This window comes from Paraburkholderia sp. RL17-337-BIB-A, assembly GCF_046025895.1.
In the GTDB taxonomy this organism is placed as follows: Bacteria; Pseudomonadota; Gammaproteobacteria; order Burkholderiales; family Burkholderiaceae; genus Paraburkholderia; species Paraburkholderia fungorum_C.
This window is the reverse complement of sequence record NZ_JARESY010000001.1, coordinates 2,008,028-2,024,797: the sequence shown is the minus strand read 5'-3', so window position 1 is coordinate 2,024,797 and position 16,770 is coordinate 2,008,028. Positions and strand designations below refer to the sequence as shown.

At 62.5% G+C, this 16,770-nt stretch carries 16 protein-coding genes; 13 read left to right on the top strand and 3 right to left on the bottom strand.

Going from position 1 to position 16,770, the window contains the following annotated elements; all coding sequences use genetic code 11:
* The first annotated feature begins 215 nt into the window (after positions 1-215).
* The 6 genes from P0D84_RS09110 to P0D84_RS09085 are packed head-to-tail and all read left to right on the top strand — an operon-like array spanning position 216 to position 5,933.
* Positions 216-1,346: a porin gene (locus P0D84_RS09110; protein ID WP_408335113.1), complete on the top strand. Its 1,131-nt coding sequence runs from the start codon at positions 216-218 to the stop codon at positions 1,344-1,346.
* Positions 1,347-1,357: 11 nt separating this feature from the next.
* Positions 1,358-2,437, top strand: a complete 1,080-nt coding sequence (locus P0D84_RS09105) for an ABC transporter substrate-binding protein (RefSeq protein WP_408335110.1) — start codon at positions 1,358-1,360, stop codon at positions 2,435-2,437.
* Between the two features lie 15 nt (positions 2,438-2,452).
* A complete protein-coding gene (locus tag P0D84_RS09100; protein WP_408335107.1) occupies positions 2,453-3,355 on the top strand; it encodes an ABC transporter ATP-binding protein in 903 nt (300 codons plus the stop codon).
* Entirely contained in the window at positions 3,352-4,194 is an 843-nt protein-coding gene (locus tag P0D84_RS09095) for an ABC transporter permease (RefSeq protein ID WP_408335104.1), read from the top strand. Before P0D84_RS09100 ends, P0D84_RS09095 begins: the two co-directional genes overlap by 4 nt.
* A 48-nt stretch (positions 4,195-4,242) precedes the next feature.
* Positions 4,243-4,941 carry a class II aldolase/adducin family protein gene (locus P0D84_RS09090; RefSeq protein WP_408335102.1) on the top strand — a complete coding sequence of 233 codons (699 nt, stop codon included), beginning with the start codon at positions 4,243-4,245 and terminating at the stop codon, positions 4,939-4,941.
* Positions 4,938-5,933: a CobW family GTP-binding protein gene (locus tag P0D84_RS09085; protein ID WP_408335099.1), complete on the top strand. Its 996-nt coding sequence runs from the start codon at positions 4,938-4,940 to the stop codon at positions 5,931-5,933. The genes P0D84_RS09090 and P0D84_RS09085 overlap by 4 nt, the downstream gene beginning before the upstream one ends.
* 78 nt (positions 5,934-6,011) lie before the next feature.
* Here the strand turns inward: P0D84_RS09085 and P0D84_RS09080 are convergent, their stop codons facing one another.
* On the bottom strand, positions 6,012-6,335 hold the full coding sequence (locus P0D84_RS09080) for a non-heme iron oxygenase ferredoxin subunit (protein ID WP_408335096.1): 324 nt from the start codon (positions 6,333-6,335) through the stop codon (positions 6,012-6,014).
* Positions 6,336-6,475: 140 nt separating this feature from the next.
* Here P0D84_RS09080 and P0D84_RS09075 point away from each other — a divergent pair, with 140 nt between their 5' ends.
* The 4 genes from P0D84_RS09075 (at position 6,476) to P0D84_RS09060 (ending at position 10,972) form a co-directional block, all read left to right on the top strand.
* Positions 6,476-7,762, top strand: coding sequence for an aromatic ring-hydroxylating dioxygenase subunit alpha (locus P0D84_RS09075; protein WP_408335093.1), 1,287 nt, complete (start codon positions 6,476-6,478; stop codon positions 7,760-7,762).
* Between the two features lie 48 nt (positions 7,763-7,810).
* Positions 7,811-8,983, top strand: coding sequence for a zinc-dependent alcohol dehydrogenase (locus P0D84_RS09070; protein ID WP_408335090.1), 1,173 nt, complete (start codon positions 7,811-7,813; stop codon positions 8,981-8,983).
* A complete protein-coding gene (locus tag P0D84_RS09065; protein ID WP_408335087.1) occupies positions 8,974-9,549 on the top strand; it encodes a hypothetical protein in 576 nt (191 codons plus the stop codon). The genes P0D84_RS09070 and P0D84_RS09065 overlap by 10 nt, the downstream gene beginning before the upstream one ends.
* A gap of 127 nt (positions 9,550-9,676) precedes the next feature.
* Complete coding sequence (locus P0D84_RS09060) at positions 9,677-10,972, top strand: MFS transporter (protein ID WP_408335084.1); 1,296 nt, start codon at positions 9,677-9,679, stop codon at positions 10,970-10,972.
* Positions 10,973-11,053: 81 nt separating this feature from the next.
* Here P0D84_RS09060 and P0D84_RS09055 read toward each other — a convergent pair whose 3' ends face one another.
* Together P0D84_RS09055 and P0D84_RS09050 are read right to left on the bottom strand one after the other, a co-directional pair.
* Complete coding sequence (locus tag P0D84_RS09055; RefSeq protein ID WP_408335081.1) at positions 11,054-12,037, bottom strand: PDR/VanB family oxidoreductase; 984 nt, start codon at positions 12,035-12,037, stop codon at positions 11,054-11,056.
* A gap of 49 nt (positions 12,038-12,086) precedes the next feature.
* Complete coding sequence (locus tag P0D84_RS09050) at positions 12,087-12,842, bottom strand: IclR family transcriptional regulator (RefSeq protein WP_408335078.1); 756 nt, start codon at positions 12,840-12,842, stop codon at positions 12,087-12,089.
* A gap of 198 nt (positions 12,843-13,040) precedes the next feature.
* Between P0D84_RS09050 and P0D84_RS09045 the strand changes: the two genes are divergently transcribed.
* The 3 genes from P0D84_RS09045 to P0D84_RS09035 all read left to right on the top strand — a co-directional run bounded on the left by P0D84_RS09045 (position 13,041) and on the right by P0D84_RS09035 (position 16,661).
* Complete coding sequence (locus P0D84_RS09045; RefSeq protein ID WP_408335075.1) at positions 13,041-14,390, top strand: Rieske 2Fe-2S domain-containing protein; 1,350 nt, start codon at positions 13,041-13,043, stop codon at positions 14,388-14,390.
* Positions 14,391-14,528: 138 nt separating this feature from the next.
* Positions 14,529-15,554 carry an aldo/keto reductase gene (locus P0D84_RS09040; RefSeq protein ID WP_408335072.1) on the top strand — a complete coding sequence of 342 codons (1,026 nt, stop codon included), beginning with the start codon at positions 14,529-14,531 and terminating at the stop codon, positions 15,552-15,554.
* Positions 15,555-15,599: 45 nt separating this feature from the next.
* Positions 15,600-16,661, top strand: coding sequence for an ABC transporter substrate-binding protein (locus P0D84_RS09035; RefSeq protein WP_408335069.1), 1,062 nt, complete (start codon positions 15,600-15,602; stop codon positions 16,659-16,661).
* The last annotated feature ends 109 nt before the right edge of the window (positions 16,662-16,770 follow it).

The following is a 16,770-nucleotide window of genomic DNA, read 5'->3' as shown; positions in this document are numbered from 1 at the left end:
TTCAGTCTCACCGCATCACGGGCCAGGAATTGCAGCGTATTCGCGGATCGGTCTGACGAGCGGGTACCCGACGACCGAGTGCCTGGCCGTCAAGGCTGTGAATTTAGGCATCCAGAACGATCGTTCAGATCGTTTGGCAGCGCCTGCTCTCATCGGCTATCAGAACAACCCGGCATACGACCGGGACCCCAATCAATCGCTGGGATGGAGACAACATGAAAAAGACAGTCGCGCTTCTCGCCTTGCCCATGATGGCGGGAGTCGCTCACGCCCAAAGTTCGGTGACCCTGTACGGCATGGTCGATGCCGGCGTCGTTTATATCAACAATCAATCGGGTCATTCCAACATCGAATCGGTAACCGGCCAGACCAACGGCAGCCGTTTCGGCTTTCGTGGCGAGGAGGACCTGGGCGGCGGGATGAAGGCCATCTTCGTTCTCGAAAACGGTTTCGATCCGTCGAACGGCAAATTGCTGCAAGGCGGCCGGCTGTTCGGACGGCAATCCTATGTGGGCTTGCAAAGCCCGTACGGCGCGCTGACACTCGGCCGCCAGTACGATCCGATGACCGCCTACGTGGGCGAAATCGCCGCGACCTCGATGTGGGCGTGGGTCGCGACCCACCCCGGCGACTTCGACAATCTGAATTCGAACTTCCGCGTGGACAACGCGGTGAAATACACCACGCCCAACATGGCGGGCTTGCAGATCAGCGGCATTTTTGCGCCGGGCGGCGTGGCAGGCGACTTCGCGACCAATCGGATCTATACGGTCGGCGCCAACTATCAGCATGGACCGTTCACGGTCGCCGTGGCCTATGACCACCTGAACAACCCGGCCACTTCAGCATTCGACGGGACGGCGCAACCCGGCACGCCCGGCTTCACGTCGCCGGGCAAGAGCCCGGTGTTCAGCGGCTATCTGTCCGCCAATACGATGGAAATCTTCGGCGCGGGCCTCGCCTACACCCTCGGGCAGGCGAAGTTCGGGCTGGTCTATACGAACACGCGCTTCCACAACATTCTGCATACGCCGACAACGCCGAATACCGGTTCGGCGACGTTCAACAGCTACGAAGCGAACGCGCGTTACTACTTCACGCCAGCGTTTATCCTCGGCGCGTCGTTCGACTACACCCGGGCGGAAACCGCCAAATATGAGCAGGTCGACTTCGGCCCGGACTACTTCCTCTCGAAGAGCACCGACGTGCTGGTGGTCGGCGTGTGGCAGCACGCGTCCGGAATCGATTCGACCGGCAAGTCCGCGGTCGCCGCGATCGGCTCGCTCGGGCAATCCACCACGCCCACGCAGATCGCCGTGAAGTTTTCGTTGCGGCACCGCTTCTAAGGAGAGCACGAGTGAAGAGTTCAGGTTTGTTGCGCGTTGCCACGCTGACATGCGCCGTCGCGGCCGCGCTGCTGGTTTTGCCGGCCGCTCATGCGGCCACTGCGGCGGCCATCCCCGCGGCCGCCCCAACCGTCGTTCACGTCGGCATAGCGAACGCGAGTAGCGATGTCGCGTTCTTCATCGCCGACAAGAAGGGCTATTTCCGCCAGGAAGGCATCGACGCGCGTTTCGTACCATTTGATTCCGGCGCGAAGATGGTTGCGCCGCTCGGCGCCGGTCAACTCGACGTGGCCGGCGGCTCGCCCTCGGCCGGACTGTATAACGCGGTGGTGCGTGGCATCGGCATCAAGGTTGTCGCGGACAAAGGTTCGACGCCACCCGGCTACGGCTATCAGCCGCTGCTGGTGCGCAAGGACCTCGTTGCAAGCGGACGCTACAAGACGCTGGCCGACCTCAAGGGGATGAAGGTGGCGGGCAGCGCAACCGGCAGCGCGTCGACCTCGACCATGAATGAAGCGTTGAAAAAGGCCGGTCTGAAGACGAGCGATGTCGAGCGCATCTATCTCGGCTTTCCACAACACGTGATGGCGCTGGAGAACAAGGCCGTCGATGCCGCGCTGACAACCGAACCGTCCGCCACCGAAGCCGTGCGCAGCGGCGCCGCGGTGCGCGTGATGGGCGACGACCAGATCTATCCGAATCATCAACTGGCCGTGGTGCTGTATTCGAGCGTTTTCATCCACGATCATCCGGACACGGCCAAGGCCTTCATGCGCGCCTATCTGCGCGCCGTGCGCGACTACAACGACTCGCTCGCGAACGGCAGGATCGCCGGGCCGAATGCCGACGAGGTGATCGCGATACTCACGCAGTACACGCCGATCAAGGATGCATCGGTCTATCGCACGATCGTTCCGCAAGGCACGAACCCGGACGGCAAGCTCAACATCGCCAGCCTCGAAAACGACCTCGCGTTCTTCAAGCGCGAGGGCGTTGTCAAGGGCAACGTGACGGTCGCGCAGGTGGTCGACACCTCGTTCGTCGACGCCGCCGATGCCGCGCTCGGCCCCTATAAGCCACGCACCAAATAGCCGAGGATTACCGTTATGGCCACACCGCTAGTCTCATCGCCGTCGTCCGGTGAGTCGGTCCATCTGCCGCCGCACGCGTTGCAGTCGCACGAAACGGGGCATGAAGCCGCGCACGAGGACGCGGGCGCCAAGATTCGCCTGCGTCATCTGACCAAGTCGTTCCAGACGCAAGGCGGCCTCGTGACCGCGCTCGATAACGTGTCGCTCGACATTCCGTCCGGCTGCTTCTTCATGATCGTCGGCCCGAGTGGCTGCGGCAAGACAACCCTGCTGCGTATTCTGGCGAACCTCGAAACGCCGAGCTCGGGCAGCGTCGAGATCACCGCGCCCGCGGAATTCCGGCCCGGCAACTCAATGGTGTTTCAGGGCGACTCGCTGTTTCCCTGGATGACCGTCTACGACAACGCCGCTTATGGCCTCGCGCTGCGGCACGTGCCCAAAGCCGAGATTCGCGACGTCGTCGGCCACTATCTGAGCCGCACCGGCCTGACGCGCTTTGCGAAAGCGTATCCGCACCAACTGTCCGGCGGCATGCGGCAGCGCGTCTCGATTGTGCGGGCGTTCGCGAACGATCCGGACATCCTGCTGATGGACGAACCGTTCTCCGCACTCGACGAACAGAACAAGTTGCTGCTCCAGGAAGAACTGCTGCGCATCTGGGAAGAAACGCGCAAGACCGTGCTGTTCATTACCCATAGCGTCGACGAAGCCGTCACGCTCGGCGATCGCATCATGGTGATGACCGCGCAGCCCGGCAGCGCGAAGCAGATCGTCGACGTGCCGTTCGAGCGGCCGCGCTCGGTGCTGGAGTTGCGCGCACGGCCTGAATACGGCGAATTCGTTTATTCCATCTGGGGCCAGTTGCGCGATGAAGTCGAGCGAGCGCGCGCTCGCGATCTTGGCGGAAAACAATCATGAAAACAGTCGTAAAGACAGCACAGCAATTACCGGCCACGGCGGCCCGTTCGGCAAACGCCGGCAAGCGCCGCTCATTCGTATCCGGCAGACACCGCGACCGGCTGATCAGCATTGCATCGCCCGTCGTGCTGTTGCTTCTGTGGCAGATCGCAGCGCAAACCGGCTTGATCGACGAGCGCTTCTTCCCCGCGCCAACAAAAATCTTCGCGACCTTCGTCGCCCTCGTCAACGACGGCTCGCTGTGGGACAACACCTGGGCGACCTTGCAGCGGCTGTTCTGGGGCTGCCTGATCGGCGGTATTCCAGCGCTGCTGCTCGGCGTCGCGACGGGATTATCACGGCCGTTGCGCGCGGTGTTCGACCCGTTGATCGCCGCGACCTATCCGGTGCCGAAAAGCGCCATTTTCCCGTTGCTGCTGCTGATTTGCGGGCTCGGCGAAGCGTCGAAGATCGCCATGGTCGCGATCGGTGTTTTTTATCCGGTGCTCATCAATACCGCGACTGGTGTGCTGGAAATCAACAAAATTTATCTGGACGTGGGACGCAACTTCCGCGCGAGCCGCTGGCAGGTGTTCCGCACGATCGCGCTGCCGGGCGCCGTGCCGCACATCATGAGCGGCATCAAGCTCGGTCTTGGCCTCGGTCTGATGCTGATCGCGATTGCCGAGATGATCGGATCGAAAAGCGGTTTGGGTTACATGATCTGGAATGCGTGGGAACTGCTGTCGGTGGAACAGATGTACGTCGGCCTGCTGGTGATCGCTTTCCTCGGTTACGGCATTTCACTGTTATTGACCGAACTCGAACGCAAGCTGATTCCCTGGAAGGCAAGCCGCTGACCCTCGCCCTCTTTCCATTGGCGCTTAACCAACTCCACTCAAGCCACCATGGATAACTATCAGACAGAAAAGCAGTTGCTGGCGGACGCGATCCTGATGCTCGAACGGGCCGAGGTGATCGATTTCAACGGACATTTCAGCTGGCGCATTCCAGGCCGGGATCACATGCTGATCAACTCGGGCAAATCGGTGCGCAGCGCGCTGACTGCGCGCGACATCGTCACGATCGATTTCGACGGCAATCTCGTTGAAGGCGATGCGGTGCCGCCCATGGAGTTTCATATTCACGCGGAGATTTACCGGCGGCGTGCGGATGTCAACTCGGTCGTGCATTCGCATCCGCTGTGGTCGACGCTTTTCAGCATGACGGGCCGCGCCGTCGAACCGGTCATCATGCAGGCAGCCGTGCTCGGCGAAATCCGCCAGTTCGGCAAAACGGCGTCGATCAATCGTAAGCCGCTGGCCGAGGAACTCGCCGAGGCGCTCGGCCCGCACCGGGTCATCATGCTGAAGTCGCACGGGGCGGTGGTCGCCGCCGAGGGCATTCTCGAAACCTTCGTACTCGCGTTCTATCTGGAAGAGAACGCGCAACGCCAGTATCTGGCGAGCCAGCTTGGCGATCCAATGGTGCTCTCGGCGGAACAGGTCGAGACGATCGGCCGTAATCTGTGGAAGCCGAATCTGCTGCAGAAGGTTTGGGATTACCACGCGGGCAAGCTCTCCCGCGAGTCGTCGGCGAGCCCATGATCGAACGGATTCCGATCTATCTGCTGACGGGTTTTCTCGGCAGCGGCAAGACCACACTGCTTAAAAGCTGGTTACAGCAGCCGCTATTGCAGAACTCGGCATTGATCGTCAACGAGATCGGCGCGGTCGGTCTCGATCACGCCACGCTCGGCTATGCGAGCGAAGCATCGGCGCTGCTTGCCGATGCGTGTGTGTGCTGCACGGGCCTGCCGGGCCTGCATGAAGCACTGGAAAACCTGTTCTGGGCGCGGTTGCATCGCAGCGTTCCGCGCTTTGACGCAGTGGTGATCGAAACCACCGGGCTTGCTGACCCGGCGCCGCTGATCGCGTCGTTGCAAAGCCAGCAGTTCGTCAGCGAGCGTTATTACCTCGCCGGTGTCGTGACGACGCTAGGCGCCCCTACTGCCCTGCAAACGATGGCGGAATTCGCCGAAGCCCGCGCGCAACTGGACGCGGCTGGCGCGATCGTGGTGACGAAAACGGATCTGCTCGGACCAGGGGAACTCGATACGATTGGACGGGCATTGCAGCGCTCCAATCCTGCCACGCGCATGTTGTGTTCGATGCATGGGAGTCTTGGTGCGGAAGAAGCCTGGCATGCCGCTGCCGGCACCGCTGGGCCGCCCGCCGAATTGCCCGGCTCGTCCTCCTCGGCGCCAATGCACCGCTCATGGCGCGCCCCGCACGGCATAGGCTCACGGTTTGCCGGACGAGGCCGTCCAGTACATGGGGCCAACACGCGCTTCGAAGCACTCGCGGCGGCGCACGATATCGATTCGCTACACCGCTCACTCGACGCGCTAATCGCGCAGCATGGCGCAACGCTGCTGCGGATGAAAGGGATCGCGCGGCTCGTCGACGGCACGACGGTCGTCGTGCAATTCACCCGTGGTGATCGGGACGCGCAGTTGAGCGTCGCGTCCGATGCGACACGCCAGGCTACCGGAAACATGCCAGCCGGTGTGACGCTGATCTTCCGCTTGCGCCGATGACAGCGACACACGCGCATCGTAAAAACCCCTCGCGGCAGGGCTGAACGCGCACCGCGCATTCAGCACTACAAGACGGCCTCAGTCTTCGACAGCGATCGTGACCTCGTCCCCTTCCACCGACGTCGGATACGTCTTCAGCGGAATCATGCAAGGCGGTGTGACCACTTCGCCGGTGCGAATGTTGAACGCGCCGTTATGGAAATCGCACTCGACGGTGTCTCCCTCGATACACCCTTCCGACAACGACCCCGGACCATGCGTGCACGCGTCGTCCGTTACGAAGTATTCGCCCTCCAGGTTGAACACCGCCAGCGTGAGGCCGTGCTTTTCGATCCTGATGGCCTGCCCTTGCCCAACATCGCCCTTGTTGCACAACGCTATCCGCGCACACGTCTTCTGCATCTCCGTTCTCCATTCTCTGTTTGACAGCCAGTGAGCCGAATGATAACTTTGTTCTCATTGGAAGAACAGTGTTCTTATATACGGAACACATCGATTCAGAATAATTCACGAACACAACGGACATCAAAAGAGGCAACCGAATGCTGAAGAAACAGGACAACGATCTGCTGACCCAAACGAGCCCCGGCACGCCGATGGGCGAACTGTTCCGGCGCTTCTGGCTGCCGGCGCTGTTGTCGGAGGAAGTGGCGCAAGCCGGCGGCGAGCCCGTGCGTCTGCAACTGCTGTCGGAGCGCATGCTGGCGTTCCGCGATTCGGAGGGCAAGCTCGGCCTGATCGACGAGTTCTGCGCGCATCGCGGCGTGTCGCTGTGGTTCGGCCGCAATGAGGAAGGCGGCATCCGTTGCCCGTATCACGGCTGGAAATACGACGTGAACGGCCAATGTGTCGAGGTCCCGTCGGAGCCGGCGGAAAGCGGCTATTGCAGGAAGATCAAACTGAAGTCGTATCCGCTCGTCGAGCAAGGCGGCGTGGTCTGGGTCTACATGGGGCCGCCCGAACACCGGCCGCCGCTGCCCGCGTACGAGTTCTCGACCGTGCCCACCAGCCAGTCGTTCATGACCAAACGCCTGCAGGAAAGCAACTGGCTGCAGGCGCTCGAAGGCGGCGTCGATTCGAGCCACGTGTCGTTCCTGCATCGCGGCGCGCTCAACTCCGATCCGCTTTTCAAAGGAGCACGCGGCAACCAGTACAACCTGAGCGATTTCAGCCCGGTGTTCGAAGTCGTCGACGCAAGCGGCGGTCTCTACATCGGCGCGCGCCGCAATGCGGAAGACGACAAATACTACTGGCGCATCACGCCGTGGGTGATGCCCTGTTTCACGATGGTGCCGCCGCGCGGAGACCATCCGGTGCACGGCCATTTCTGGGTACCGATCGACGACGAGCACTGCTGGGCGTGGAGCTTCGACTACCATCCCACGCGCGATCTGACCACTGAAGAAGTGGATGCGATGAAGGACGGCAAGGGCATTCACGTGCGCTACGTGCCGGGCACCTATCGGCCGTTGCAGAACAAGGAGAACAACTACCTGATGGATCGCGCCGCGCAGAAGGCCGGCACGTCGTATAGCGGGGTCGAGGGCATCGGCATGCAGGACGCGTCGCTGCAAGAGAGCATGGGGCCGATCCAGGACCGCACGCGCGAGAATCTCGTCTCGACCGACAACGGCATCATCATGGTGCGTCACCGCTTGATGAAAGCCGCGCGCGCGCTCGCGGAAAAAGGCATTCAACCGCCCGGACGCGATCCGCAGGCGCAGCAGGTGCGCTCGGTGGCCATCGTGTTACAACGCGATCTGCCGTTCAACGAAGGCGCCAAGGACGCGTTGCACGCGGAAGCCGGCAAGGCCCACACCACGATCTAGCGAGGACGCACGCGCAGCCTTCCCGGAGTGCTGCGCGCGCGATACGGTATGAACCCATTGCAATCGCAAACCGCTGTGCCTTCATCCTCGCCCTCGCCTTCGCTTTCGCCTTCATCGGCGAGCTTCAGCGCGGCCGTGGCCGTCGAACCTGGGCGCACTGAAATCCGCCGTTTCGAGCGGCCTGCCACGACCGCGTCGACGGGACTGTTGCGCGTCGCCATCACCGGTGTGTGCGGCAGCGACGGCCCCTACTATCAGCAACTGCCGCAAAGCCGTGGGCCGCTGATCCTCGGGCACGAATCCGTCGGGCACATTGAAGAAGCCGGTGAACTCGCGCGCAAACGCTGGGGGCTGAAAGAAGGCGACTACGTCGCGCTCGAAGAGTACCTGCCGTGTGGCCATTGCGAGTACTGCCTGACTAACGAATTCCGTCTATGCGATGCAACCGACTGGCGGCTCGGCGGCATGCGTTATGGCGCAACCGGCTTACGTACCGAGCCCGGTTTCTGGGGCGGCTTCAGCCAATATCAGTTCCTTGAACTGAATACGGTGTTTCACCGCGTGCCGTCGAAGGTCGCGCCCAAACATGCGGCGCTCGCGCTGCCGCTTGGCAACGGTATCGAATGGGCCTATCTGCAAGGCGGCGCGGGGCCGGGCCAGACGGTCGTGATCCAGGGACCAGGGCAGCAAGGGCTATCGTGCGTTGTCGCGGCCCGTGAAGCCGGTGCGGCACAAATCATCGTGACGGGATTGTCCACGCCGACCGACCAGCGCCGTCTCGCACTCGCGAAGCAGCTCGGCGCGGATCACACCATTACGGTGGACACCGAAGACGTGCTCGAGCGGGTCGCCGATCTGACCGGCGGCGCCATGGCCGATCTCACCATCGACTGCGCGTCGGGCGGCACCGCCACCGTCACGACCGCGATCCAGCTGGCGCGCAAACGCGGCACCGTGATTCTCGGCGGCCAGAAACGCAAGCCGATCCCCGAGTTCAACAGCGACATGATCATCGCGCGCTTCCTGACGGTGAAGGGCATGCGTGGGCATAGTTATCAGTCGGTCGAACTTGCGCTTCAGCTGATCGCCGCCGATCGTCACCAGGTCACGCGCATGAGCACGCACACGTTCGGGCTCGCGGAAACGGACCTCGCGTTGCGCACGTTGCAGGGCGAGGGTGTCGAGGACGCCATTCATATGACGATCGATCCATGGATGTAATCCGCCCTCACTTCGCCTCGTCGAAGCCTGCCGTGTCTGCGGATTCCGTGGCGACGCAAGCACCCGAAGCGCGTTTTCGCATTCGTGCGGCGAATTCGACACCGCGTCTCGTGCGGGTCGTCGCGCTCCGCGAGCATGACGATGAAACACGCGCGGCTCTCCGCGCATATGGTTCGAATGTGCAGTTATCAAGCGCAAGCGAACTGGCTGCGCTGCTCGGTATTGGTATCGGCGGCATGCAGCGCCATGACTGGCCGCGCAAAATGAACGCGGCGTCCGGCGCGATCGCAACATGGCTGGGCGCGCCGGACCTCGCGATCATCGTCGGGCGCGAAGGCGACGATGCAACCGCCGCCGCGCTCGCCGCGCAAACCTGGCGCAGGCTCGGCGTGACAGTGTCGGCCGTGCTCCGGCCGGCGTCTGTGCATCCGGCGCAGACAGGCAACGCAACGGCCACATCCCGTTCTCATACCGCCGATCTGTTGCGCCCCTGGTGCACGATGGTGGTTCTCGCAAGCAGCAGCGACTATCTGGGAGACTTGCTCGACGCGCTCGGCGCGTCCTGAATTCCGGCATTATTCTGAAAACGCGCACGCGGCAACGGCACAACGCCGGCCGCCGCGCGTCAACCTCGCACCGCGACCCAACTGCCGGCAAGACGCAGACGCGGATATACGATGTGGAGAGAGACAGTTGAAGCAGGATATCAATCGATGGTGGACCGTCGTCGGCGGCGCCTTGTGCCTTTCGGTCGGCGCGGGCGTCATCTCGGCGTTCATGTTCGGCACCTTCATCAAGGCCATTGCCGCGCAGAGCGGCTGGAGCCGCGCACAGGTATCGCTGGGCCTCACGATCTTCGAATTCGCCATGGGGCCCGGCACGATCGTGCTCGGTTCACTGATCGACCGTTTTGGCGTGCGACGGCCCACGTTGTTCTTTCTGGCGATGTTCGCCTTGTCGATCGCACTGGTCGGCGTCATACCTGTGTCGTTGCCGTTGTTCTGTCTCGTGTTCGTGATGGTCGGCTTCTTTGCGCCCGGCAGTAATGCGCTGCCTTACGCGAAGGTGGTCTGCGCGCGTTTCGATCATCGGCGTGGCCTCGCGCTGGGGCTGGCGGTGGGCGGCACCGCGGTCGGCGCGATGTTGATGCCGCAATACGCGGGCTATCTGCTGCGCCATTTCGGCTGGCGCACCGGCTATCTCGGCGTGGCCGCACTGATGGCGGCCGTCTCGATTCCGGCGCTCTATTTCCTCGTCAAGATGCCGCCCGATCTCGATGCAAAACTGCTGCGCCGTACTCGCCAGCCGGCGGACAAACTGCCTTCGCTATGGAGCATCTTCAAGCATGACCGCACCTTCCGGCTGCTGGGGATCGCGATCTTCTGCATGTCGGGCGTGTTGCTCGCCCTGCTCTCACAGCTCGTACCGATGATGACCGATCGCGGCGAAACCGTGCGCAGCGCCGCGATCATGCTGTCGATCGCCGGACTCACGTCGGCGGTCGGCCGCCTGTTTGCCGGCTACCTGATGGATCGGGTTCACGCGCCCTATGTCGCGGCCATGTCGTTCGGCTTGACGCTGTGTGGCGTGATCATGTTCGCGGCGGGCGCGACCGGCGCGACGGCGATGCTGTCGGCGGCGCTGATCGGCGTGAGCATCGGCGCGGAAGCGGACATCATCACCTTTATCGTCAGCCGCTATTTCGACTTGCGGCTGTTCGGCCGCGTATGTGGCGGCATGTGGGCCTGCTGGGGCTGGGGCGCGGGCATCATGATCTTCGCCTCCGGGCTGTGCTACGACCTGCTGCATTCGTATCACGTCGCGCTGTGGGTGTTCGTCGGGCTCGTGCTGGTGTCGGTCGTGTCGATCTGCCGGTTGGGACCGTATGTTTATCCGGAGCAGCGCAGTCCTCGCGATACCGCGCCCGGCACGCGCGAGCTGGGTGGCGTCGCGGCGGAACACGCAAAATCCAGTTCCACCGCCGGCTGAGCTATTTTCTGATTTATTTCGATAGCCTAAGCGTGTGAAGCATGTCTCTCACGAGACATGCTTCACTTCAATGTCACGCGTTCAGAAGTCGATCACGAGCCGCCCGGATTTCGAACCGGAACAGCAGATCAGCATCGTATCGCCCGCCTGCTTCTCGCGCTCCGACAACACACTGTCGCGATGATCCGGGGTACCCGCCACCACCTTCACCTGGCACGCGCCGCAAATCCCCTCTTCGCACGAATACGGCGCGGCCACACCACCTTCGCGCAACACCTGCAGAATCGTCTTGCCTTCAGGGATCGCGAACGTCTGCCCGGTTCGATGCAACTCGACGACATATCCGCCCTCGCAGGCGGCCTGGGCTTTCGGCATGAAGTATTCGGCGTGCACCTGTGCTGCGTCGAGCGAAGCCGTGGCCGCTTCATACGCACTCAGCATGGGCAGCGGACCGCAGCAGTAGTAGTGCGAGCGTTGCGGCGCACGCGCCACGATTGCCGCGATATCGAGCGGCCGTCCACCGCTTTCCGCATCGACGTGCAGTTGCGCTTGCGGCATCGCCACCAGCTGCTCGACAAACGCGGCTTCGCGCCGTTCGCGGCACGCATAGTGCAATTCGAACGAGCGGCCGAGTTTCAGCAGGCGTTGCGCCATCGCCCAGATCGGCGTGATGCCGATGCCGCCCGCCACCAGCACCGTATGCCCGACGCTTTCGAGCAGCGGAAAATTGTTGCGCGGGCCGCCAACGGTCAGCGTCTGTCCGACGCGCAGTCTGTCGTGAATGAAGATGGAACCGCCCCGGCTGGCGCGGTCCCGTTTGATACCGATCACGTACGCGCGCGGATCGCCGTCCGCCGTCACGAGCGAGTACTGCCGCATGATGCCGTTCGGCAGATGCACGTCGATGTGCGCGCCAGGCCCGGCGGCCGGAAGCCTCGCGTTATCGAGCCGGCGCATTTCGTACAGGTTGATGTCGTCCGCCGCGTAGCGGATCGACGTCAGGCGCATTTCGATCGTGCCTGGTGCGCCGGCGTCCGCGGTGCGGACGGGTTCTGTCGCGGTCATATCCATTGCAAACCTCAGATTGCTTCGAAGAAACGTGGCACGCCGGGCGTCATGCGCCGTGCTCCTGGTTGATGATGGAAAGCGGCGGCAAACGCGGCCGCAGCTCGTTCGCCGTGTCGACCAGCAGTTTGCGAAACGATTTGATCTGATCCGGCGTGAAGCGCGTGAGCAAACCCGACACGGTCAATGCGCCCAGCAATTCATGGTTCTCGTTGGTCAGGCCCACGGCAATCGCCGCAAGGTCGGGATCGCGCTCGCCCTTCGAGACGACCCAGCCGCGTGTACGAATCGCCTCGAAGGTTTCCTCGTTGGCAAATTGTGGGTCGTAGGCGCAGAGAATTTTGCCGGCCGCCCCGCCCTTGAGCGGATGACGCGAACCTTCGTCCAGGTGGTGCCGCGCCGAGCGCTGCGAATTCACGCGGTACAGGCAAATGCGCTCGTCGCCGTCGCGCACGTAGAACGACGCGGTTTCGCGCGTGAACGTGGATAGCTTCTGCAATGCCGGACGCACCAGCGATTCGACGCTCACCGGCGCCGCGCTCAATGCGCCGAGCCGCCGCAATTCCGATCCGAGCCGGTATTTACCGGCCGCATCGCGCTCCAGAAACTTCATGTACACGAGCGATGCGGTGAGCCGCAGAATCGTGCTCTTGTATAACGACGAGCGCTGCGCCAGTACCGCCAGCGATAGCGCCTCGCCCGGCTGCCTGAAACATTGCAGCAGCGACAGCGACCGTTCAACGGCCTCGACGCGCGTGCGGCCTTCGTCGTCTTCGGTTTTGGGTACGGCGAGTTCGGTCTCCATCCTGGGCCTCCATGATCCGCTTTTTGATCCGCTGTTTGATCCATTCATTGACGCGTTTATACGCCGCCACGCGCGTTCTGTCGAACAGAATTTGTGCCGCTTGACGGACCGCCAGGTGAAACCTATTCTGAACCTGCAGACACGGTGCGGCACCTTCACGCCAGCACCGCTATCGCCCCCCAAATATCTGGAGACGACATGCTGACCCCAGCAATGAATGAGCGCCTCACGCGCGTGGGTCCGGGCACGCCCGGCGGTGAACTGATGCGCCGCTACTGGATTCCGATTGCCCCTTATTCCCAGCTCGACGACAACCCGGTACGCAAGGTCCGCGTGCTGGGTGAAGACCTCGTGCTGTACAAGGACAAGAGCGGCACGCTCGGCCTCGTCGGCGACCGTTGCCTGCATCGCAATGTCGATCTGCAGTTCGGCATTCCGGACGAATGCGGCTTGCGTTGCCCGTATCACGGCTGGCTCTTCAACGAAGGCGGAAAGTGTGTCGAGCGGCCGATGGAAGCCACACCGCGCGGCGAAATCAAACAGAAGCTGAAGGCGTATCCGGTGCAGGAACTGGGCGGCCTCGTGTTCGCCTACATGGGCCCGGCCCCGGCGCCCGCTCTACCCCGCTGGGACCTGTTCGTGTGGCCGAATGCGATTCGCCAGATCGGCATCATGCACATCAATTGCAACTGGCTGCAGTGCCATGAGAACACCGGCGACCCGACCCACAGCGCGTGGGCGCATGGCCACATGTTCCAGTACGTCCTCGAACAGCAAGGCCGCTTTGAAGAGGCGACCGCGCATGCCGAACATACGCTGCACACGCGCCTGAAGACCGGCATCGGCATCAAGGAACTGTATGCGAGCGAAACGGAAACCGGCATCGCCAAGGGCGTGCGCTACGCCAAAGATCTCGGTGCCGACTCCGACTACACGCGCGAACACTCGGCCGTGATCTTTCCGTTCTTCACGCAGACCGGCAAGACCGGCGCGCCGCGCAGCGAGTATCAGATTCGCGTGCCGGTCGACGACACCCACACGTATCACATCTGCTATCAGGTTTATGCGGCGCCGCCTGGGGTCGATGCGCCGAAGCAGGATTCCGTGCCCTGGTATGAACCGCCGCGCTTCGATGAGAACGGCAAGCCGATTCTCGACTACGTGCTCGCGCAGGACGCGCTGGTGTGGGACGCACAGGGCCCCATCACCGATCGCAGCACCGAATTGCTCGGCCGCACCGACATCCCCATCGTGCTGTTGCGCCGTCAGCTCGACGCGCAGATTCGCCGCGTGGAAGAAGGCCTGGAGCCGATCAACTTCTATCGCAAGTCGCCGGAAATTATCTACGGTTCAGGCAGTGCACCCGACTATAGTCAACCGCTCCTCAAACACAATTTCCGCAAGATGTATCACCGCGGTTTCTTCAACGACGACGCCGATCGCTATGGCCCCGCGCTCGAACTCGTGAAGGACCTGCATCGACGGATTGAGGAGTTCGAAACGGCAAGAAGCGAAGCCCGCGAAGGCGCCGACGCGAACGCCGGCTGATTCAGGCTGCTTTGCTTCACGCTGCTTGAGGCTGACGGCAAGCGGGTGGCAAGCGGGTTTCATTTTCCCCACGCGCGGCGCGTGCGATGACGTAATCGCGCGTGCTGCGCGCCGTCCATGGCGGACGAGGAACGAACGATGCACTACAGAACGATAGGCATGACCGGTCTCGACGTCTCGGAGATCGGCTTCGGCTGCGGCGGCAACGCGGGCTTGATGGTGCGTGGCAGCTTCAGCGAGCAGCGGGCGATCGTCGAACGTGCGCTCGAACTCGGCATCAACTATTTCGACAACGCGCCGGACTACGGTGACGGCGCTGCTGAAGAAAATCTGGGCGCCGCGCTCAAGACACTAGGCGCGCGGCCACTGATCAATTCGAAGGTCGAGGTCCGCGTGAACGATCTCGACGATATTGCGGGGCACGTAGTGCGCTCGACCGAGGCGAGCCTGCGGCGCCTCGGCATCGAATGCCTCGACATTCTGCAGATTCACAATGGGCCGCGCGCCGGCCCGACCGCACTCGAAGGACGCGGCTACAAGACGCTGAGCCTCGACGATTTCCTGCGCCCTAACGGCGCGCTCGACGGCTTGCAGCGTATTCTGCGCGACGGCAAGGCGCGCCATATCGGCTTCATCTGCCGCGGCAACGACGCCACGGAAGTTCAAACGCTGCTGGATACTGGCCTGTTTAGCATGATCAACGTGTCTTATACGCTGCTCAATCCGACTGCGGGGATGCCGTGTCCGCCTGGCTTGATAGTGGACCGGGACGGTGGCGACGTGATCGGCGCGGCAGCGCAGCGCGGCACCGGGACAGCTATTTTTAGCGCACTGGCAGGCGGTTTCCTGACCGACGAAAGCGTGTCGGGGGCGCAGCGCCATCCGCTTGCGCGCGGGATCGACCTGAGTTCGCCAGCGACATTCGACGCGCAGCACAAAGCGGCGCAATTGCGTTTCCTCGCACAGGAAGCGGGCTTGACGCTCGCGCAGGCGGCCTATCGATTCGTCCTCTCCCATCCTGGCGTCACGACCGTGCTCGGTGGTTTTTCCGCGTGCAATCAGCTGGAAGAACTGTGCGGTGTATCCGGCGCGCCGCCGTTCGACACAGATGCGTTCAGCAGACTCGATGCCGTGTGGCGCAGCAATTTCAACGTCGCGTCATAGAAGAACCCTGCTCTACCGTCTACTATAAAAACACATGGAGGCAACATGACTACCCGACGCTCGCTGATCAAGCTGTGCGCGCTTTGGCCTCTCGCCAGTTCAATGAATCCGGCGCTGGCCGCCGAGAAAATCTCGCCGAACATGGCGCTCACCCAGTACACCGGCGCGGACCGCGCCGACCGCATCCTGCGCGCGGCGAAAGACGAAGGCGAACTGACGTTTTATACCTCGATCGCGCAGTCGGATATTGCCCCGCTGATCGATCCGTTCGAAAGCCGCTACGGCATCAAGGTCAACGTGTGGCGCGCCGGCGATGAACAGGTCGTGCAACGCTGTGTCGCCGAGGCACAAGGCCGGCGCTATATCGTCGACGCCGTGCATACGGGCTCTTCGTTTCTCGACGCCTTGCGCCGCGAGAAGTTGTTGCAGCCGGTTGCGTCGCCGGTGCTCGAGCAGCTGATGCCGGAGACGATTCCCGCTCATCGCCAATGGGCCGCGACGATGCTGTCGGTTTGGGTGCAGGCGTACAACACGAGCCTGATTCGGCGCAGCGATCTGCCGAAGACATTCGACGATCTGCTTGCACCTCACTGGAAAGGCAAGCTCGGCATTGAAGCCAAGAGCGCCGACTGGTTTGCGACGATTGCAACGCAGATGGGGGGCGAGAACGGCGTCGAATTTTTCAAAACACTGGTCGACCGGAATGGCGTATCGGCCCGGGTCGGCAATTCGTTGCTGACCAATCTCGTCGCGGCGGGCGAAGTGCCGCTCGGCCTCGAGGTGTACAACTACATGCCCGCGCAGGCGAAACGCAAAGGCGCGCCGATCGACTGGTTTCTGATGGAACCCGCGGCCGCGCGCGCGAATGGCATCGCCGTGACGAATCACGCGCCGCATCCCGCGGCAGCCTTGCTGATGTACGACTATCTGCTCTCGGTCGACGCGCAGCGTGTTCTTGCGTCGCTCGACTATGTGCCGACCAACAGAACAGTGGCGTCGCCGTTGCAGGGCACGAAGATAACGCTAGTGGATCCGGCGATGCCGCTGAAAGAAAAGATGGCGTGGACGAAAACCTTCAATCAGATTTTCCTGCACGCCTCGGCTTGAAGTGGTTTGAATCGGCTTGAAGCGTAGAGCGTAAAACGCTCGCAGATGCCCGCTGGATTCGCGGACACTGCGAGCGTTTTAATTCACTACGTCAGGATCAAAAGCAGGA